General features: G+C 71.0%; 20 protein-coding genes and 1 pseudogene. 10 read left to right on the top strand and 11 right to left on the bottom strand.

Annotated elements, in window-relative coordinates; genetic code table 11:
* Nucleotides 1-396: 396 nt before the first annotated feature.
* Nucleotides 397-600: a cold-shock protein gene (locus AB0883_RS10780; RefSeq protein ID WP_013283833.1), complete on the bottom strand. Its 204-nt coding sequence runs from the start codon at nucleotides 598-600 to the stop codon at nucleotides 397-399.
* A 322-nt stretch (nucleotides 601-922) separates the two neighbouring features.
* On the opposite strand from AB0883_RS10780, the pseudogene AB0883_RS10785 reads away from it, so the two are divergent.
* Both AB0883_RS10785 and AB0883_RS10790 read left to right on the top strand, forming a co-directional pair.
* Nucleotides 923-1,115 (top strand): annotated as a pseudogene (locus AB0883_RS10785) (MerR family transcriptional regulator); the annotation flags it as partial.
* Nucleotides 1,116-1,327: 212 nt separating this feature from the next.
* Nucleotides 1,328-2,521: a PP2C family protein-serine/threonine phosphatase gene (locus tag AB0883_RS10790; RefSeq protein ID WP_366641013.1), complete on the top strand. Its 1,194-nt coding sequence runs from the start codon at nucleotides 1,328-1,330 to the stop codon at nucleotides 2,519-2,521.
* A gap of 61 nt (nucleotides 2,522-2,582) precedes the next feature.
* Here the strand turns inward: AB0883_RS10790 and AB0883_RS10795 are convergent, their stop codons facing one another.
* The 5 genes from AB0883_RS10795 to AB0883_RS10815 form a co-directional block, all read right to left on the bottom strand.
* The gene (locus AB0883_RS10795) at nucleotides 2,583-2,924 is read right to left on the bottom strand and encodes an STAS domain-containing protein (RefSeq protein WP_366641014.1); all 342 of its coding nucleotides are present in this window, start codon (nucleotides 2,922-2,924) and stop codon (nucleotides 2,583-2,585) included.
* A gap of 2 nt (nucleotides 2,925-2,926) precedes the next feature.
* Nucleotides 2,927-3,391, bottom strand: coding sequence for an ATP-binding protein (locus tag AB0883_RS10800; RefSeq protein ID WP_366641015.1), 465 nt, complete (start codon nucleotides 3,389-3,391; stop codon nucleotides 2,927-2,929).
* Between the two features lie 250 nt (nucleotides 3,392-3,641).
* Nucleotides 3,642-3,938 (bottom strand): helix-turn-helix domain-containing protein, encoded by a 297-nt coding sequence (locus AB0883_RS10805; RefSeq protein ID WP_043326983.1) that lies wholly within the window; start codon nucleotides 3,936-3,938, stop codon nucleotides 3,642-3,644.
* Between the two features lie 1,455 nt (nucleotides 3,939-5,393).
* Nucleotides 5,394-7,823, bottom strand: a complete 2,430-nt coding sequence (locus tag AB0883_RS10810) for an FtsX-like permease family protein (RefSeq protein WP_366641016.1) — start codon at nucleotides 7,821-7,823, stop codon at nucleotides 5,394-5,396.
* The gene (locus AB0883_RS10815) at nucleotides 7,817-8,590 is read right to left on the bottom strand and encodes an ABC transporter ATP-binding protein (protein WP_366641017.1); all 774 of its coding nucleotides are present in this window, start codon (nucleotides 8,588-8,590) and stop codon (nucleotides 7,817-7,819) included. The genes AB0883_RS10810 and AB0883_RS10815 overlap by 7 nt, the downstream gene beginning before the upstream one ends.
* A 168-nt stretch (nucleotides 8,591-8,758) precedes the next feature.
* Here AB0883_RS10815 and AB0883_RS10820 point away from each other — a divergent pair, with 168 nt between their 5' ends.
* From AB0883_RS10820 to AB0883_RS10845, 6 genes are all read left to right on the top strand, one after another.
* Nucleotides 8,759-9,916: a histidine kinase gene (locus tag AB0883_RS10820; protein WP_366641018.1), complete on the top strand. Its 1,158-nt coding sequence runs from the start codon at nucleotides 8,759-8,761 to the stop codon at nucleotides 9,914-9,916.
* Nucleotides 9,913-10,581 carry a response regulator transcription factor gene (locus AB0883_RS10825; RefSeq protein WP_366641019.1) on the top strand — a complete coding sequence of 223 codons (669 nt, stop codon included), beginning with the start codon at nucleotides 9,913-9,915 and terminating at the stop codon, nucleotides 10,579-10,581. Before AB0883_RS10820 ends, AB0883_RS10825 begins: the two co-directional genes overlap by 4 nt.
* A gap of 436 nt (nucleotides 10,582-11,017) precedes the next feature.
* Nucleotides 11,018-11,542, top strand: a complete 525-nt coding sequence (locus AB0883_RS10830; RefSeq protein ID WP_366641020.1) for an RNA polymerase sigma factor — start codon at nucleotides 11,018-11,020, stop codon at nucleotides 11,540-11,542.
* Nucleotides 11,539-12,303, top strand: coding sequence for a hypothetical protein (locus AB0883_RS10835; RefSeq protein ID WP_366641021.1), 765 nt, complete (start codon nucleotides 11,539-11,541; stop codon nucleotides 12,301-12,303). The genes AB0883_RS10830 and AB0883_RS10835 overlap by 4 nt, the downstream gene beginning before the upstream one ends.
* A 162-nt stretch (nucleotides 12,304-12,465) precedes the next feature.
* The gene (locus AB0883_RS10840) at nucleotides 12,466-13,419 is read left to right on the top strand and encodes a serine hydrolase domain-containing protein (RefSeq protein ID WP_366641022.1); all 954 of its coding nucleotides are present in this window, start codon (nucleotides 12,466-12,468) and stop codon (nucleotides 13,417-13,419) included.
* Between the two features lie 188 nt (nucleotides 13,420-13,607).
* Nucleotides 13,608-14,342: a phosphotransferase gene (locus AB0883_RS10845; protein WP_366641023.1), complete on the top strand. Its 735-nt coding sequence runs from the start codon at nucleotides 13,608-13,610 to the stop codon at nucleotides 14,340-14,342.
* 101 nt (nucleotides 14,343-14,443) lie between these two features.
* Here AB0883_RS10845 and AB0883_RS10850 read toward each other — a convergent pair whose 3' ends face one another.
* The 3 genes from AB0883_RS10850 to map all read right to left on the bottom strand — a co-directional run bounded on the left by AB0883_RS10850 (nucleotide 14,444) and on the right by map (nucleotide 16,424).
* Nucleotides 14,444-15,013: a nucleotidyltransferase family protein gene (locus AB0883_RS10850; RefSeq protein ID WP_366641024.1), complete on the bottom strand. Its 570-nt coding sequence runs from the start codon at nucleotides 15,011-15,013 to the stop codon at nucleotides 14,444-14,446.
* A gap of 34 nt (nucleotides 15,014-15,047) precedes the next feature.
* A complete protein-coding gene (locus tag AB0883_RS10855; protein ID WP_366641025.1) occupies nucleotides 15,048-15,482 on the bottom strand; it encodes an NUDIX domain-containing protein in 435 nt (144 codons plus the stop codon).
* Nucleotides 15,483-15,605: 123 nt separating this feature from the next.
* On the bottom strand, nucleotides 15,606-16,424 hold the full coding sequence (map, locus tag AB0883_RS10860) for a type I methionyl aminopeptidase (protein ID WP_366641026.1): 819 nt from the start codon (nucleotides 16,422-16,424) through the stop codon (nucleotides 15,606-15,608).
* Nucleotides 16,425-16,498: 74 nt separating this feature from the next.
* Here map and AB0883_RS10865 point away from each other — a divergent pair, with 74 nt between their 5' ends.
* Nucleotides 16,499-16,765, top strand: coding sequence for a helix-turn-helix transcriptional regulator (locus AB0883_RS10865; protein ID WP_121396910.1), 267 nt, complete (start codon nucleotides 16,499-16,501; stop codon nucleotides 16,763-16,765).
* 135 nt (nucleotides 16,766-16,900) lie between these two features.
* Here AB0883_RS10865 and AB0883_RS10870 read toward each other — a convergent pair whose 3' ends face one another.
* On the bottom strand, nucleotides 16,901-17,683 hold the full coding sequence (locus AB0883_RS10870) for an SDR family oxidoreductase (protein ID WP_366641027.1): 783 nt from the start codon (nucleotides 17,681-17,683) through the stop codon (nucleotides 16,901-16,903).
* Between the two features lie 293 nt (nucleotides 17,684-17,976).
* On the bottom strand, nucleotides 17,977-18,222 hold the full coding sequence (locus AB0883_RS10875; protein WP_366641028.1) for a hypothetical protein: 246 nt from the start codon (nucleotides 18,220-18,222) through the stop codon (nucleotides 17,977-17,979).
* Between AB0883_RS10875 and AB0883_RS10880 the strand changes: the two genes are divergently transcribed.
* Entirely contained in the window at nucleotides 18,199-18,858 is a 660-nt protein-coding gene (locus tag AB0883_RS10880) for a transcriptional regulator (RefSeq protein ID WP_366641029.1), read from the top strand. The genes AB0883_RS10875 and AB0883_RS10880 overlap by 24 nt on opposite strands.
* The last annotated feature ends 34 nt before the right edge of the window (nucleotides 18,859-18,892 follow it).

An 18,892-nucleotide genomic window follows, 5' to 3' on the forward strand; every position in this document is an offset into this window, starting at 1 on the left:
AGCCTCGCAGGACCGGAGTAGGTCGTTGTCATAGTCAACAACCCTTCAGGATGTAGCGCCGTGCACCCCGGGTCCCGAATGTCTGACAGTCATCAGGAGGTAAGGCGTCGAGTCCGACCATGGTGTGTTCCACCTGACCGCGACCGTACGTGCCTCGACCGTCAGGGCGGCGATGCGGTATTCGGCTCGTCAGGGATGAGGGTGGATGCTTGGCAGGCTGGCGCCCGAGGTCCGAATCGATTCAGGGAGGAGAACACGGGGGCAATGCTGAGCTGGCTCCACGCCGAGATGACCGGCCTTCTGCCGATCAGACGGTTTCGCGATGCCGTGGTGAGCGCATGAAACGCCGAACGGCGGCCCGCTGAACCAGTCGGGCCGCCGCTCACAGAATGTGGATCAGAGCGGGCGGATGTTCTCCGCCTGCGGGCCCTTCTGGCCCTGGGTGATGTCGAACTCCACCTTCTGATTCTCGTCGAGGCTGCGGAAGCCGCTCGCCGAGATCGCGGAGAAGTGGGCGAAGACGTCGGCGCCGCCGTCGTCCGGGCTGATGAAGCCGAAGCCCTTGTCGGCGTTGAACCACTTCACGGTACCTGTAGTCATGTCTGCTCCTTCGCAGGCTGTTAGAGACCGCACTGTGCGGACTCTTACGCCGCCGCGTTGATCACCCGCGTCGAAACGACACGAAAAACGAAAAGCGCCTGGATGGGTTTCAGATGCCCCATCAGGCGCCGGAAAACGTCTACGGAAATCAAAACTGCAACCCGGCTACCGTAGCACATGATCCGTCGTCGATCCCATGGCGGGAAGTGGACCTGGCCACTGAGCTGCTTCCCTGCGGAGGCGCGCCCGGATCCACGCCGCGCTCGGCGAACCCGGCGCGCCTGGCGATCGTGGACGCGCTCACCTTGGTGACGCCGCTCCCCTCGACGAGATGCGCGACCTCCTCACCGTCCTCGACACCCTCAACACCGCAACCGGCACCGACCGCGCCGACCTGCTCGACAGGCTTGCCACGTTCCACACCCGCCGCCACAACCCGCGTGACTGCCCTACGCGACCAACTCGCCACGGCCGAGGGCTTCGCCAACACCCTCCGCGCCGAACTCAACGATCACAGCCATGGCGGCCCCACTACTGAGCGCCGCCGCCTGGCCAGCGACGGCCTGCTCGGTCCGGTCGGCGGCGACTGGCACCGCATCCCCCTCGCGTGACCCGGCGACGTGCGCCGGGTGAGGCCACCGTGTCGTACTGGTGCGGGATGGGTGAAGCGCCCGCGTACTCTGACCGCTCGGGCAGCCCCGCGTGGGCGGGGCGAAGGTCGGTGGGCATGAGCGAGCGGGACGCACTGCGAGGTCTGCTGCGGCAGTCGCACCACGCCCGGCCTGAGGACCTGCCGGGGATGGCACGGCGGGCCGCCCGGCAGCTCGGCGCCGACGACATGATCCTCTATGTGGTCGACCACGAGCAGCGTCAGCTGCTTGCCCTGCCCGGTCCGGACGCACCGCGTCGGGACTCGCTGCCCATCGAGGGAACCCTGGCCGGCCGGGCGTTCAGCATGCTGCGCCCGTTCGGCGGGCCCGTGGACGACGGTGCGCGGTTGTGGTTGCCGCTGCTCAACGGTCTGGAGCGCGTGGGCGTCGCGAAGGTGGTCGCCGCAGCTGCCGTGTCTGACTCCGCGGTGGCCGCGTTCGAGGCGGTCGCCTCCCTGCTCGCCGAGCTGGTGATCACGCGATCGCACTACAGCGACACGATCGAGCAGGTCCGCCGCCGGGAGCCGATGCGCCTGCCCGCCGAGATGCTGCGCGCCCAACTTCCGCCGCTTACCTTCTCCACCGGCAACCTGATCATCAGCGGGATCCTGGAGCCCTGCTACGACGTGGGTGGCGACGCCTTCGACTACGCGGTCAACGGCGACACCGCCCACCTCGCCCTGTTCGACGCCGTCGGGCACGGCTCCGGTGGCGGGCTGCGCGCCGTGATGCTCGCCAGCCTGGCCCTGGCCGCGTATCGCAACGCCCGCCGGGGCGGGTTCGACCTGGTCGAGACGTACCACCACATCGACACCGCGGTGCGTGACCACGACCCACGCGGGCTGATCACCGGCGTGTTGGCCGAACTCGACCAACGCACCGGCCGGCTGCGGGCCATCTCCGCCGGACACCCGGGCGGGCTGGTGCTCCGCCACGGCAGGGTCGCCACCGTCCTGCCCACCCCCACCGCCCTACCGGTGGCCCTGGGCGACCGGCGTCCTCCTGTGGTGGTCGAGGAAGCCCTCGAACCCGGCGACGACGTGCTCTTCTACACCGACGGCATCATCGAGGCCCGGTCGGCCGACGGGACGCGGTTCGGCACCGAGCGGCTGGTCGACTTCACCGTCCGGGCCCTGGCCGACGGACTTCCGCTGCCAGAGACCGCCCGGCGTCTCGTCCACGCGATCCTCGCCTACCAGGACGACCAACTACAGGACGACGCCACCGTACTCATGGTCCGCTTCCTTGAGCCCACGACAGGCCGCGGCTGACCATCCCACGGTCCCAGCGTCGCGCCGGCAGCCCTCGCGACGAAACCCCAGCCTCGCGAGTTCAGATCGCGGCGGGTGGCGGATCTGCCACCCGGCCGAACATCTGCATGATGCCGGTCATGTCGAGGACCCGGCGAACCTGCCCAGCGGCGTTGACCAGGGTGAGATCCACTCCCCGGTCAGCCGCATGGTGGTACGCGCCGACCAGGGTGCTGAGCACGGTGGAGTCGATGAAGGTCAACCCCGCCAGGTCCACCTCCACCGTCGCGGTCTGGGCGATCGTCTCGTGCAGCAGGTCGTCGAGCCGGTCGGCGCCCGACATGTCAATCTCACCCGACAGCGCCACGACACGGCGAGCGGCACCGACGTCGACACGCCATTGCCAGGTCTGCTCCGTGGCCACTGTCACCGTCCCTCGTTCACGATCGATCGGGCCGGCAGCCGCGCCGTCACCGAGGCGGTCGTGCCCTGACCGGAGTTGTCGACCATCAGTCCTTCGGTGAGCTGCTGCGCCAGCCACAGTCCCCGGTGGCCGACCTCCCCCGGCGACGGCAGGGCGACGTCTACGTCACCCAACCCAGGCCCGTCGTCGCTGACCTGGCAGGTCAGCAGGTCAGCGTGCTGCCACAGACGCACCTCGCCGCTACCCCCGCCATGGCGCACCACGTTGGTGACCAGCTCGTGCACCGCCAACACGAAGTCCTCCAGCCCGTGGCCCACCAGACCCGCCGAACGGGCTGCCGCGGCGACCGCGTGTCGCAGCGCGGTCACCCGCGCAGCGGTGATCTCTTCCGACAACAACGCCGCTTCGTCGGCGCCACGAGCGGTGCGCCATCCGGCACCCACGTCGTCCGTCCCGCCGCTGCCCATGGTCGGACGCTACACGCCGCCGGCCCGCCGCGCCCCGAGCACCGGCGGCCGACGGCCGCCTCGGACCGCCGGTCACGAACAGCAACAATCCCGGCCGATGGCCCGGGATGCGAAGAGGTGCGACAAGCAGGAGTACGGGGCTACCAGGACCGAGCCGGGGACGGGGGACTCTCGCTCTGGCGGGCGGCCGGCTCATCGCCCGACGACCTCAGCCGAGAGCGGGCCGGCTAGTCTGCCGCCACGGCCCACGCTACTGCTTCTCGTTCTGCCGCAGGGCTTCCTCGAGCTGGTCTTCCAAGATGATGATCCGGCAGGCGGCTTCCAGGGCGGTGCCCTGATCCACCATCTCGCGGGCCCGGGCGGCCAGACGCAACTGGTAGCGGGAGTAGCGGCGGTGCCCACCGGCAGAGCGGTGCGGGTTGATCAGTTTCGCCTCGTCCAGGCGGCGCAGGAAGTCCTGCGTGGTGCCGAGCATCTCCGCGGCCTGGCCGATGGTGTAGGCCGGAGTGTTCTCGTCGCCGAACATGTCATCGGGGTTTCGCCCCATGTCACCTCCACGTCGAGGGCCCCGGCGCTCACGCGCCGGGGCCCAGGGTTACGGGTCAGAACACCATCTACCGACAGGAACGTCGGCTTGTCGTATCCGCACCAGCCGCTGAAGGCTTCGGGTGCGAGGATCGCATATGCGTGACCGGAGACCACCTCTCGTTCGATGGAAACTGCGGTGTCCGCCGAGCCTGGAATGACGGGCTACTGGCGGGCGATCCAACGGTGTACGGCCCTCCCTTTCCTCTGCTTCTTCTTACCTTGCGGTCCGCCGGCGCCGGAGCCCACGCGACTTCATGGCCCCGACACGTGCGGCGAACATCAGCTGGAGCCCTGAGCAAGCCTCGGCCCCACCTGCGTGCCCCATCGCGCATCACACGTTGGGGCTGACGTGCTCCTACTGCCGTTCTGGCGGGACGAACCCCACCACTTGCCGTCCGTCGTGACCTCACGGCCGGGCGGCCCCGTCTGCGTCTTGACGAACCTTCTCTCTCGACTCGCAGAAGAGTATTCCACGCCGCCGAGAATTTCTAGTCGTTTCAGCCTAGATTCTCTGGTCCGCCGTCGTCAGGGTCACCGGCGTGTCCCGGCAGGCACGGCGAGGTCCGCGCCGAGATCGACCCGACACCGGTACCGCCTACCGACCGATCAACAGCGCCGTACGGTCGCGACGCACTCCGGCCGGCACGCCCGTTGTCCCACGACAGCGAGACCCAGCCCTGCACGGTTCTCTCCACCGCGCCACGAGCATCGCGGACACCGATGACGGTCTCCGTTCTCTGCGCTGCTCCCACGGCAGCGTGTCCCGAGCTGACCAGGCCGCTCCCCCACGCGGGGTCCGGTCATGGTCTCTCCGGGGTAACCCCGGGGACGCGACACTCACCTCGGCACCACACCACAGGTGCGTCGGCACGCTCCGCGAGCCTGTGCACCCGTACGACCGGGCATCGTCGGGACACGCTGCCACCCCTACCGGCCTGCCCGTGACCACCATCCACGCCCTGGCCACCGCGCTCGCCGACGCGTTCCTCGCCGGCGACGGCTGGCGCCGCGCCGATCTCGTCGGCCAGGGTGGGCTCGTCCTCGGGGTCCGGCGGCGATGGCTGCGGCCGGTCGCCGACGCGGTGCTGGCCGCCTACCCGCACCCACCCACCGACCGGCCACGCGAACTGGCCACGTTCCTGAGCACCCTCGACCCGATCCCTCGAAGCTCAGCCACAGCCACGGCGGAACACAATTCAGCCATCCCCACTCCCGGCCTGCAGGCGCGGCAGCGCCAGTCTGCCGCACCCGCCGCCGGGCGTCTCGGACCCGGTGTGCGGCCTGGGGCGCATCGGTTCCCTGAGTCGAGCGGGGGAAGGAGCACGGTGACTGAGAGAGCGGGATATTGGTGCACGGGTCGCGTCCCTGGGCGGTAGCGGCGCGACCGCCCACCGGGGAGGGCGGTGGTACGGGTTCACCCCACGATGCCGACGGGAGACCGCGCGGGACGGTGACGCAGTGACCGCCAGGTCGGCAGTGCGCTCGCCAGCACCGCCAGCAGCAGGCAGAGCCCCACCACCCCGCCGACCACCGACCACGGCACCACCAGGTCGACCGGTACGCCGGCCTGCTCGGCGAGGCCGGCACGGATGCTCAGCAGACCGACGAACGCGACAGCCCCTCCGAGCAGCGCGCCGATCAGCACCACCAGGGTGGACTCGGCCGTGACCAGCCAGATGACCTGCCTCCGGGTCGCTCCGGCCAGCCGGATCAGCCGCAGATCAGCCACCCGGCCGGCGGCGGCCATCAGCAGCGTGTTCGCCACCGCGACCGCCCCGTAGCCGGCCGAGACACCGATCAGTAGCAGCGTGAAGAGCCAGACGAGGCGATCCTCGGCGCGGTCCGCCTCGGCCGCCCACGCGGAAACGTCGACGATCCGCGCTCCGATGGGAGGATCGATCCGGTCCTGGACGTACACCGCGGAGGTGAGCGCCGAGGGGTCGTGCGCTCGCACCACGTGCCGGGGTAGTAGCAGGTCGCCGGGGATCGAGTCGTCGGTGACGACCGCGACGACGCGCAGCGACACCACCTCGCCATCGGGGAAGACCAGCGCGTACGGCTCGGACGGCTGCCGGTTCGCCGAGGCGGGAAGAACCACCGCGTCGCCGCCGCTCAGGTCGTCTAGTGAGCCGGCGACGACGGTGAGCGCCCGGTTCGCGGCGGCGAAGCCCGCCGGGTCCACGCCGAGCGCGGTCAGTGGCCGGTTCTCCGGCCGCGAGTTCGGGTCGCTCTCGAAGACCGTAGTCGGTAGGAGGGCGGTGCCCCCGGTCGCCGCGACGGCCTGGTCCGACAGGCCCGGTGCACGGTCGGGCACGACGATCCAGCCGGCGTTCACGTTGTCGGCCCGGCCTGCCGCGTAGGCAGCCGTGGTGGTGCGCACCATCCCGGAGACCAGCACCGCGAACGCGACCGTGAGCAGCACCGGGGCGGCGATCGAAGCTGTCCGTCGGGTCGCGGTCAATGCCCCGGCCCGGACCAGCATCCCGATCGCGCCACCCGGTCGACGCACCGGCAACCGCAGCATCCGCACCACCGGGCCGACGACCGCCGGTGCCAGCACGGTGGCACCGGCCACCAGAGCCATCACCGCGTACAGGGCGTACTGCGCCGCGACACGGGCCTCGTCGGCGGTCGCCGTCCCGACGCTGAGCGCGACCCCCGCCGCGACGAGCAGCGCGCCGGTGGCGATGCGCAGCCGCCCGATCGGTCGCTGCTCCACCGCCGCATCGCGCAACGCCTCCAGGGGTCGAACCTGCGCCGCCCGGCGCGAGGCCGACCAGACGGCCAGCAGCGAGATCACCGGCCCGGCGACGAGCGAGAGCGCGACCGGCCAGTGCTCGTACCCAACCCGGAAGGTCGATGGTTCGAAGCCGGCGTCGACGAGAAGCCGACCCAGCAGCGGCGCAAGCCCTCCCCCCACCAGCAGGCCGCTGATTCCGCCCGAGGCGCCGACGACAAGCGCCTCGCCGTACACCATGCGGCGGACCTGACGTGGGGTGGCGCCGACGGCGCGCAGCAGGCCCAGCTCACGACGGCGCTGCGCGATGGCGAACGCGAAGGTGGAGGCGACCACGAACACCGTGACAAAGCCGGCGAGGGCCGCCGTGGCGGTGAGTACCTGCATGCCGATCCAGCGGGTGCGGGCGTCGTTGCGAGGCTCCAGCGCGCCACGCGCGTCGCCGGTCAGGACCCGTCCGTCCGCGCCGACGACTCCGCGAGCCGCCGTGGCGACCCGCTCGGGGTCGGCGCCCGCCGCGAGCACCAGCCCGATGGCCCGGACGCCGGGCGCGAACGTGGCGGCCACCTCGTCAGCGACATGGACGCCGGGCCCGTCGACCAGACCGGTGACGGTGTACGACTCCGAACCCACCGCCGTCAGCAGGGTGACCGGCACGCCGGTGCGCAGCCCGAGCGCGCGGTCCACGACCACCTCGCCGGGCCTGCGGGGCGGCTCGCCGGCCGTGAGGCGCAGTCCACCGAGCTGGGCACTGGACCAGCCGTGCCCCTGGTGGGCGTCCTCCCGCCGGTTATCGGTGCCCGCGGGTCGACCGTCGACGAGGGGCTGCGCGTAGAAGGTCCGGTCCGGCACGGCCGCCGCGACACCGGGCAGGGCGGCCAGCCGGCCGACGAGCCCCGCCGTCGCGGTGGCGGACCAGGGCCGCGTCGGCACGAACGAGTCGGCCGACGCGCCCGCTTCGGGGCTCTGCACCACGACCGCCGCCCGCGCGAGCCGGTCCGGCACCTGTGGGCGCCCGGAGGCGAGAAGCAGGGTGGCCGCCGCGACCAGCGTGACCCCGATGGCCACGGCCACGAACGCGCTGACCGACCGCCGGATGCTCAACACGACGGCCCCGCTGGCGTCGCCGCGTGCCGGGACGGGCCGGCCTCACACTCGGCGATCCGGGCGGCGACCACCGCCGCGGTGATCCCGCCGTCCAGCTCGTCGACGACGCGGCCGTCGGCGAGCAGCAGGACCCGATCGGCGTACGCGGCTGCGGCGGGATCGTGGGTCACCATCACGACGGTCTGCCCGTGGTCGTCGACGAGTGCGCGCAGCAGTCGGAGCACCTGTCGGGATGCCGCGCTGTCCAGCGCCCCGGTCGGCTCGTCGGCGAAGACCACCGCCGGGCGAGTGATCAACGCGCGGGCCACGGCGACGCGCTGCTGCTCGCCGCCGGACAGCTCACTCGGCCGGTGCCCAGCCCGGTCAGCCAACCCCACCGCGTCGAGCACAGCGGCGACGTCCCGAGCCGGCGGGCGGTGGCCGGCCAGGCGCAGCGGCAACTCGACGTTCTGCGCCGCGGTCAGCGTGGACACCAGGTTGAACGTCTGGAACACGAACCCGATCCGATCGCGGCGCAGCCGGGTCAGCTCGTCCTCACCCAGGTCGTCGAGGCGGATGCCGTCGATCGTGACGATCCCCTCGGTCGGGCTGTCGAGCCCCGCCGCGCAGTGCAGCAGGGTGGACTTCCCCGAACCCGAGGGGCCCATCACCGCCGTGAACGTGCCGCTCGCGAAGCCGGTCGTCACGCCGTCGAGCGCTGTCACCCGCCGGGTCCCGGTGCCGTACACCGCGCGCAGCCCCGTCAGGGTCACCGTTTGTGTGGTCATGACCGCCACGGTGCCCGGTTGCGGGGTGCCGCGCGTCGTGCCGGCGCGGACACTTTCCGGCCCTCCCCCGGGTGGAGGCGATGGCCCTGAATCGCCGGTACGTCGTCCTCCGGGATGACCGCCCGCGGGTGGACGCGTCCGACCCGGCTGGCCGATACCGTCTTGCAGGTGACCGCTTCCCTGCTGACCCGGCGGCTGCGGCCGGTGGACCTGTACATCGTGGACGCCGTGCTCGCCATGGCGGTCGGCGGGCTGCTCTGCCCGTACGCGGCCCTGGAATCGCCGCTGCACGGTGGCGTACGCGAGCCGCTCTGGGTGTCCGTGCTCGTCGGGATGTTCCTCGGGCTGCCGTTGGCCGTCCGGCGACGGTGGCCGATCCCCGTCGCCGCCGTGATCAGCGGCAGCACCGCCGCAACCCTGGTCACCGGCGTAATCCCCAACTTCGCCGCTGCCGCGCCGGCGGTCGCCATCGGTCTGTCCTTCTACACGGTGGCTGTGTCGACGACCACGCGCCGGTCGCTGCTCAGTGCCGCCGCTTGTCTCGCTTTGGTGAGCGTCGCGCTGGTGCTGACCGCAGGCGATCTGTGGTCACGGGCCGGTGCCGTCGTCTACGCCGCCGTCATGATCGCGCCCGCCTGGGTGATCGGCTGGCTGCTCCGCGAGCGACGCGCCCTCGCCACCCGGCAGAGTGACCAACTGGTCCGTCAGGCCGCCACCGAGGAACGACTGCGGGTGGCCCGCGAGCTGCACGACGTCGTCGCGCACACGCTGAGCCTCATCGTGGTGAAGGCGGCTGTCGCCAACCACGTCGCCGCGGCCGACCCGCGGGAGGCGGGGGCCGCACTGCGGGTGATCGAGGAGACCGGCCGCAACGCGCTGACCGACGTACGCCGGGTGCTCGGCGTCCTGCGGGAGGGCACCCCGTACGCCCCGATGCCCGGGCTGGACGAGCTGCCCGTGCTCGCCCAGCAGGCGGCGATCGGCGGTGTCGACGTACGGCTCGACGTACGTCGGGAGGAACCGACCGAGGCAGTCCCGGAGTCGGTAGGACTGACGGTGTACCGGATCGTGCAGGAGGCGGTGACCAACGTGGTGAAACACGCGGCACCGGCCGCCTGCCAGGCAACGGTGACCGTCACGCCTCGCGAGGTCAGGGTCGAGGTGACCGACGACGGCCGCCGCCCGGTCCTGATCGGCCGGGAGGGACACGGGCTGATCGGCATGCGGGAACGGGTGACGTTGCACGGGGGCGAGTTCCACGCCGGGCCACGCTCCGGCGGCGGCTACGCAGTGACGGCCAGACTGCCCTACCGGGTGGCCGCGTGATCCGGGTGCTGATCGCCGACGACCAGGCCCTGCTGCGCGGCAGTTTCCGGCTGTTGGTCAATTCGACCCCGGATTTCACCACAGTCGGTGAGGCGGGCACCGGCGTGGAGGCTGTGGCGCTGACCGCCGAGCACCGGCCGGACGTGGTGCTGATGGACGTACGGATGCCAGAAATGGACGGCATCGAGGCGACCCGACGGATCTGTGGCCACCCCGCCACCACCGGCACCCGGGTCGTCATCCTGACCACGTTCGACCTGGACGAGTACGTCTACGGGGCACTGCGCGCCGGAGCCAGTGGGTTCCTGCTCAAGGACACCCCGCCGGCGGAACTGCTGGCCGGCATCCGGGTGGTGGCCGCCGGCGAAGGGCTGCTCGCGCCGACGGTGACCCGCCGGCTCATCGACGAGTTCGCACGTCGGCCTGAGCCGGCCCGGCCGCTGCCGCGACGGCTGGAGGGCGTGACCGAACGGGAACGGGAAGTGCTCATGCTGATCGGCCGGGGCCTGTCCAACGCGGAGTTGGCCGGGCACCTCGGTCTCAGCCTCGCCACCGTCAAGACACACGTCGGGCGACTCTTGACCAAGCTGGCGGTACGTGATCGGGCACAACTGGTCATCGTCGCCTACGAAACGGGCCTGGTCGGGCCGGGCGGCCTCCGCTGAGCGGATCACCCTCCGAGAAGAGCCCATGACTCAGGCCGGTACCGATCCAGCGTCCGACAGCAGGGCGGTTTCCTTCTGCTGATCTCAAGCAGGCGGTCACAGCGCCCCGCGCATGCGACCGGGGCAGGGGCACCGAGAGAAAGGAGCCGCAGGTCGTCGTCTCGCAGACACAAACGGAGCGTCGGTTTAGGAACCGGTGCTCTATCCCGCGATTCTGACCATGGCGGTCCCCAGCGTCCGCACATGTCGAGAGAGTGCGTTGGTGGCTTATCGATTGATACAGCGTCAGAGCCGCCGGGAACGCCGCATGATCACTGTCCTGAGGGCCTGCACCGGCTCAACCTCTCGGAGTTTGTCGCCGTAAGTTCCGGAGTGTGGCCGGACACTACGTGGTGTGAGAGAAGACCACACGGCTGAGCGGTATGAACAGCGATTCGTGGCGCTGTGGACCGAGCACGGGCCACGGGTGATGGCGTACGCGTTGCGACATGTTGACTCCGATTCGGCGCAGGATGTGGTGTCGGAGACGTTCCTGGTGGCATGGCGGAAGCTTGCCAGCGTCCCGGACGAACCCTTGCCGTGGTTGCTCGTGGTCGCCCGCAACACCATCTCCAACCTGCGTCGGTCAGGACGCCGGCAGGCGCGGGTGGCCCTCGAACTGGAACGGTTGCGGCAGGTCGCGGAGCCGGCGGCCGCCGCCGACGTTCTCGCCACGGAGCGCGCAACCGTACTGACCCAGTTGGCGGCGCTGACCCCCAAGGAGCGGGAGGCGCTACTGCTGATCACCTGGGACGGCTTGACCCCGGAGCAGGCGGCGCGAGTGGCGGGCTGCTCACTCCCGGCGTTCCACGTGCGTCTGTTCAGGGCGCGGCGGCGACTACGCGTTGATGGCGAGCCGGATGCGCCGCCCCACGCCGACGCCGCCCAACGTCCACTGCCACTCACAGGAGGCACCAAATGACCACGGAACGTGACACGATGATCATCGTGGAGAAACTCAGGCCGGTTACCACGATCGAAGACCACTGGCCTGCATCGGCGAGGAAAGCGGCGCTGGAGCGTCTGTTGATCGCCACCGCCGCCGAACCGCCGGAGGCACCTCAACGGTCGCGCAGGCGACGAGTCGTGCTCACTGCCGCGTTGACCGCCGGGCTTGTCGTGTCGGGTGCGAGCGTCGCCGCCGCCGGAGGATTGCTGCCTGAGTCGTTTACCAAGCCGTTGTCGTTCTGGGCTACAGAAACCGGCGGCGTGGTGGACGTCCAGACAGCACGACGAGTTGCCCAGGCACCGGGCCCCGACGGCACTGTACTGACCGTCTGGTCAGCCAAGGGCCAGGGCGGCACCACCTGCATCGCTCCGATGTTCGAGCCACCCGGTGACCTCGACCGGCCAGCCCCGACAAGTTTCACGCTTGCCGGTGGGCAGTGTGCTGACGGCGACCAGGGAAAGGAGTCATTCAGCAGCATGGGCGGGTCGGCGGACGGCCAGGGAATACACACGATGTGGACGACCGCCGGGAATGCGGTACGGGCGGAACTGCGACTGCCCGACGGCACTGTACGGTCAGCCGTCCGCGCCGAAGATCTGTTCTTCTTCTGGTATCTCGCCAACGAGAACGTCGACCCGCCGGTCCTGGTCGGGTACAGCGCTGCTGGAGTGGTGACGGCGGAACGGTCGCTGCCCAACCTGAAGACGCTCGGGCGCCCCAGCGCCGGCGGTTGAGTCTCAACGACGCTTCCCGCGCCTTGCGACGAAAGGACGGGCGCAGCCAGCGGTAACCAATCTTTCAGACAGTCCGTCGCGCCCTCGGGGCGATTGCGGCCAGGCGGTGGCCCGACTACTGAAACTCATCGGTGTGGTCTGGCCACGGCATACTCCGGAGTCATGGGATTCGAAGAGGAGTGGCAGGACCTGGTTCCGGGTACCGACCGAATTTCCGGCATCGGGATCGCCGTCGGCCGGCTCGACGGTAACGTCTGGACCGACGGTCACGACCTGCTGTTCCCGGCGTGCTCGATCAGCAAGCACGTCGCCGCGTTCGGCACGCTGCGGCTGGTCGCCGACGCCACCCTCGACCTCGACACCGACGTCAACACCTACCTGTCCGCCTGGCAGCTGCCGGGCACCGGCACGGTAACCGTACGCCAGCTTCTGGCCCACACCGCGGGCCTGACCGAGAACTGGTTCCCCGGGTACGCCGCGGGCGAGCCCGTGCCATCGCTACAGCAGATTCTGCGGGGTGAACCACCGGCCAACACGCCGAGGGTCCGGCGCGAGCTGCCGCCGGGCACTCGATTCCGCTATTCAGGCAGCCACTACGCCGTTCTCCAGCAGCTCCTGACCGACGTGACTTCGACGCCGTTCGACAAGCTGATGGCGACGCTCGTGCTGGAACCGGTGGGCATGGCGGACAGCAGCTACGACCAGCAATTCCCGAACGGGCACCGGGACCGTGCGGCCCGCGGCCACTGCGGCGGCACCCCCGTGCACGGCGGCTGGCATACGCAGCCGGAGATGGCCGGCGCCGGGCTGTGGAGCACCCCGGCGGACCTGGTGCGGCTGGAGCTGGAGATCTGTCGTGCCGCCGCCGGCGAATCCGCGCTACTGCCGCAGGATCTGGCCGCACAGATGCTGACCCCGCAGGTGCCCGGCGGGTTTGGTCTCGGCACCGAACTTGGCGACGGGCGCTTTGGGCATACCGGGCAGAACACCGGCTACAGCTGCTTCTCGTTCGCCTGGCCGGAGTCGGGCACAGCGGTCGCCGTGATGACGAACGCCGAGGACTGCCACGACACGCGGCTCGCCCTGATCGAACTGGCCGGCCGCAACTACGGCTGACGCCCGGCAGTGCCAACTCACCCAGCATTGCGGGCACGCAGACATTCTTCGAGAGAAGCTCCTCGACGAGGAGCACGACGTCCTTTCCTGCCGTCGAGCGAGAGTCAGGGCCGCACCTGCGAGATCGACGAGTCAGCGGACTGCTCATGCCGGGAACAGTGATGTGGGGAAGCCGTAAGGTGTGGCCAATGGGGTGGGAGGCACTCGGGCAATGGGGTGAAGGCGTCGCTCGCATCGAACCGCTCGCGGGCGGAGTCGCCAACGACGTGTGGAGCGTACGCGTCAACGGGCACCTCGCGGTCGGTCGTCTCGGCACCAGGAGCGACGCTGATCTCGCGTGGGAGACAGCACTCCTGCAACACCTCGACCGTGAGGGCCTGACCGTGCCGGTCCCGATCCCGACCACGGACGGCCGGCTGTTCGCCGACGGTCTGGTGGTGATGACCTACCTGGATGGCGGACCGCCCGAGACCCGGGCCGACTGGCGTCGCGTGGCCGGCACGCTCCGCGAGTTGCACCGGCTGACGCGGGGCTGGCCGCAGCGCCCGGGCTGGCGATCGTCGACCGACCTCCTGCACGCCGAGACCGGGACGAAGATCGACCTCGGCGCGATGCCCCCTGAGAGCGTTGCTCGATGCCGAGCAGCGTGGGCGCGGCTCGCCGGACGTCAGACATGCGTCGTCCACGGCAATCCCAACAACCCTGGCAACGTCCGCATGACCACGGGTCAGGTCGCGCTGATCGACTGGGACGAGGCGCACGTCGACGTTCCCGACCTCGACCTCGTGCTGCCCGACAACGCCGCCGGCCTCGACGACGGCACGCTCGACATCGCCGGGCAAGCGTCGGCCGCGTGGGAAGCCGCCGTCTGCTGGGACGACGAGTACGCAGTCCGGCGGCTCGCCGAGGTTCGAGCGGTCTGAGAACGCGTTCGAGGCGTGGGGTGACACGAACGAGGACCGGGTTCGGTACGAAGCGGCTCCAGACCCAGGGTCGCAGGCCTCGGCGGGCTTCGAGTGCCGGCTCAGGCCACGACGCGGACGCCGGGCCAGCGTTCGGCGGGGCGGTGGCGGGCGAGTCGTCGCCGGGAGATCTCCGGGCTGACCCTGGCCGGGTTGCGCCGCCACACGCCGTCGAGCAGGTCGTCGAGGCCGTGCGGCGCGCACACCGCGATCTGGTCGTGCGCGTCGAGGCGTACGGCCACCGCGGTGGCGTACTCGGGCCAGGTGGCGACCGCGTCGGCGATGGTGCGCAGCGGGGCCACCGGGCCGCCGCCGAACTTCGCGGGATACCAGGTGTGCACGGCGGCCTGGTTCTTCGCCTCCCACGGCAGGTCCGGCCAGGCGGCCACCAGCCGCCGGGTGGCCCGGTCGTCGTTGTCGCGGGTCAGGTCCGCCGGGTCGAGGAAGACGACGTCGACGTCACGCACCGACGACGGGTCGAAGCCGTCGCCGTACCGCTCGCCCCAGACCAGGTCGCGGACGGCGCCCGCGCCGATCCAGGCGTCCGGCAGGCCGCAGTCCCGAACGACGCCCAGCGCCCGCATCAGCCACGGGCTGCGCCGGACCAGGTCCCGCATCTCGTCTTCCCGCATTGTGTCCCCTGGTTGCCGCTGTCGGAATTCCTGGTCAGTCGAACAACCGGCCCACGAGGACGCCCTGGCCGGACTGCAGGACGTGCGCGGCCCGTAACGGTATCCAGAAACACTCGAAGCGGGTGGGCTCCCGCTCGCCGTCGTGGTCCTCCCGGCTCGCCCACCGCTCGGGCGTCACCCCGTGCAGCGCCAACTCGAAGACGTGACGACGCTGGACCTCGAATCGCAGCGGGCTGATGTCGTACTCGACCTCCCCGAGCTTGCGCACGACGGTGAAGCCCGTCAGCCCGGTCTCCTCGCGGGCCTCGCGTAGCGCCGCGTCCACCGGGTCCTCACCCGGGCGAACGCTGCCGCCCGGCACCTGGATGCCCACCTCCTCGTAGCTGTAGTCGGTGTGCCGGAAGACGAGCAACCGTCCCTCCCGCACCACGTAGCACAGAACCTTGTCCACGACGGTCTTCTTCGGCACGGTGCGGTCTTCCGTATCGGCATCGGGGCGGGACGCGACGGCGACAGCCCGCTCCGTCGGTCCTCGGAACCCCTGAGGCGAACTCCTCCGCACGCCCATGGCCGCCCCGGGGCGGGCGGTGGGTCAGGAGGTTGTGGCGGGCTTCCTGGTGGGGTCGGCCGAGGTGACGCCCTGAGTGGGGCGGCGGGTCAGGACCCGGGGGCCGGAAGGCGTGATGGCGACCGTGTGTTCGGAGTGGGCGGTGCGGGAGCCGTCGGCGGAGCGGATCGTCCAGCCGTCCTTGTCGAACTTGATCTTGTTGGTGGAGCGGCAGAACCAGGGCTCGATGGCGATGGTGAGGCCGGGGTCGAGTTTCAGGCCGCGGCGAGGGCGGCCGTCGTTGGACACGTGCGGGGCCTCGTGCATGGTGCGGCCGATGCCGTGCCCACCGAACTCGGCGTTGACGCCGTAGCCGTAGGAGCGGGCGACCTCGCCGATCGCGGCGGAGATGTCGCCGAGGCGGCCGCCGGGCTGGGCGGAGGTGATGGCGGCCTCCAGCGCGACCTCGGTGGCCTCGATCAGCTTCAGGTCAGCCGGGTCGGGGGTGCCGACGACGACGGAGAGCGCGGAGTCGGCGACCCAGCCGTCGATGCCGACCGCCATGTCGATGCTGAGCAGGTCACCGTCGCGCAGGACATAGTCGTGCGGCAGGCCGTGCAGCACCGCGTCGTTGACCGACAGGCACAGCACGTTGCGGAACGGGCCGCGGCCGAAGGAAGGGGCGTAGTCCCAGTAGCAGGATTCGGCCCCGCGCTCCTTGATCCGGCGGCGGGCGTGGTGTTCGAGGTCCATCAGGTTCACGCCGACCGCGGCGACACCACCCAGCTCGGCGAGCAGCTCGCCGACGAACTGGCCGGTCACCGCCATCCGGTCGATCTCCTCGGCGGACTTGAGTTCGATCACGACAGCCTCCCTCTCCCCTGTGCGGTATTTTTATACCACGCCGGGTCGGGGCGCTCCGGGGGTATCCTGCTGCCATGGTGCGCCAACCACTCACCGCCGAACAGATCGCAGCGGGCCAGCGTCTCGGAGCCGCCCTCCGCGCCGCGCGGGCCGGCCGCAGCCTCGTCGAGGTGGCCCTGGCAGCCGGCATCTCCCCCGAGACGCTGCGCAAGATCGAGGCGGGCCGCCTGCCCGCACCGGCGTTCGGCACCGTGGTCGGCCTCAGCCACGCCCTCGACGTCCCCCTCAGCGACCTGGCCGACGTCTGGCGGGCCGACATGCCCGTCCGCCAGGCTTCCTAGAGACCAGCCGCTCAAGGCGGCGATGGCTGACGGAGCGGGAACCGCGCCCGTGGAGGGAACCCCGCGGCCGGACGGCGCCGGCTCGGGGCGGGCCGTCCTCACCTCGCGGGTCCATCGAAGGCCGTGGCCTCGGACTCATGCCGGCCCGACGGTCTGTCCGCCGTCGATGACCATGGCGTGGCCGATGACGAAGGCCGCGGCGTCCGAACAGAGCCAGAGCACCGCGGCGGCGATCTCGTCGGCGGTGCCCATGCGTCCGATCGGTTCCTGGGCGATGACGCGGTCGCGTCCTTCGGAAGTGCCGCCGGTGAAGCGGTCCATCATCTCGGTGGCGACGATGCCGGGGCAGACGGCGTTGATGCGTACGCCGGAACGGGCGTAGTCGAGGGCGGCGGACCTGGTGAGCCCGACGACGCCGTGCTTGGCGGCGGTGTAGGCGGCCTGTCCCGCGATGCCCACGACCCCGGCGCCGGAGGAGGTGTTCACGATCGCGCCACCGCCGTGCTGGAGCAGCAGCGGGATCTCGTGCTTCATGCACAGGAACACGCCGCGCAGGTTGATCGCGACGGTCCGGTCCCAGTCGTCCTCGGTGATGTCGGCGGTGGGCGTGACGGGCTGCTCGACGCCGGCGTTGTTGAAGGCGACGTCGAGGCGACCGAACGTCTCCACGGTCTGCGCCAGGGCGGCGGCCACGTCCCGGGACGAGGTGACGTCGCACCGGACGGCGAGCGCCCGACCGCCGAGTTCCTCGATCATGCGCGCGGTCTCCTGGACGCCCTGCTCGGAGACGTCGGCGGCGGTGACGCTGGCGCCGGCGCGGGCGAACGCCAGTGCGGTGGCGCGGCCGATGCCGCTGGCCGCGCCGGTGACGAAGGCGACCTTGCCCTCGTAGTCGGCGGTCTTGCCGGTGGCGGTCATGGTCTGCTCCTCGTCGTCGGGGTCGGTGGCGCCGGTTCATGCCCTCGTGGGTGCCGGCGGGTGGCTGTCAGGCGTGGTGCTGGTTCGCGGTCAGGTGCCGCTCGTCGGCGAGGGGTTCGGGCCAGGTGGTGGGATCCTGCCCACCGGGTGGGGCTTCGAGCATGGCCAGGTGGCTCATGAACGTGCCGTCGGCGGCCCGTGCCAGTCTTCCTCGCCGGGAGGACAGACGACGGTGGAACCGCCCCTGCCCTCTCCCGCGTTGTTGCGCCGTCGCTGTCGGGCGGCGCGAAGGATCACGGACGCAGCAGCACCTTGATGGCGCGGCGCTCGTCCATGGCCCGGTACGCCTCGGCCGCCCGGTCGAGGGGCAGGTCGAGGTCGAAGACCTTGCCGGGGTCGATCTGCCGGCTCGTGATCAGGTCGACCAGTTCGGGCAGGAAGCGGCGCACGGGGGCGGGCCCGCCGTGCAGGCGTACGTGGGAGAAGAACAGCTCCATGCCGGGCAGCCGCACGTCGTGGGTGACGCCGAACGGGCCCACCTCTTCGACCTCGCCCGCGCCGCCGACGGCAGCGCTCTGCTGAAGCCCCGGCGCCGCCGCACCAGGCAGTGGACCCCGCACCGCAGCCTGCAGTGGACCCTCGACGCCGTCACCGCCGGCCCCGCGTTCGTCCGCAACGGCCGCATGGACCTGCTCGCCGCCAACCAGCTCGCCCGGGCCTTCTACGCCCGGGTGTACGCCGACCCGCAGCGCCCGGCGAACATCGCCCGGTTCACCTTCCTCGACGACAACGCCCACGACTTCTACCCCGACTGGGACTCCGCCGCCGACGTCTGCGTCGCCATCCTGCGTACCGAGGCCGGCCCCGATCCGCGGGACAAGGACCTGCACGACCTCGTCGGCGAGTTGTCCACCCGCAGCACCGAGTTCCGCACCCGCTGGGGAACCCACGACGTCCGCCACCACGGCACCGGCGCGAAGCGGTTCCACCACCACATCGTCGGTGACCTCACCCTCGCCTACGAGGGCCTGGAGATGGCCGCCGAGCCCGGCCTCACCCTCACCATCTACGCCGCCGAACCCGGCTCACCGTCCGAGGACGCGCTGCGCCTGCTCGCCTCATGGGCCGCCTCCCAGGAATCGGACACCACCGGGCAGAAACTGCCCACCGAGTAGTTTCAGCCGACCCTGGACGTGGGGCCGCGCCGGC

Source organism: Micromonospora sp. NPDC047812 (assembly GCF_040704175.1).
GTDB lineage: Bacteria > Actinomycetota > Actinomycetes > Mycobacteriales > Micromonosporaceae > Micromonospora.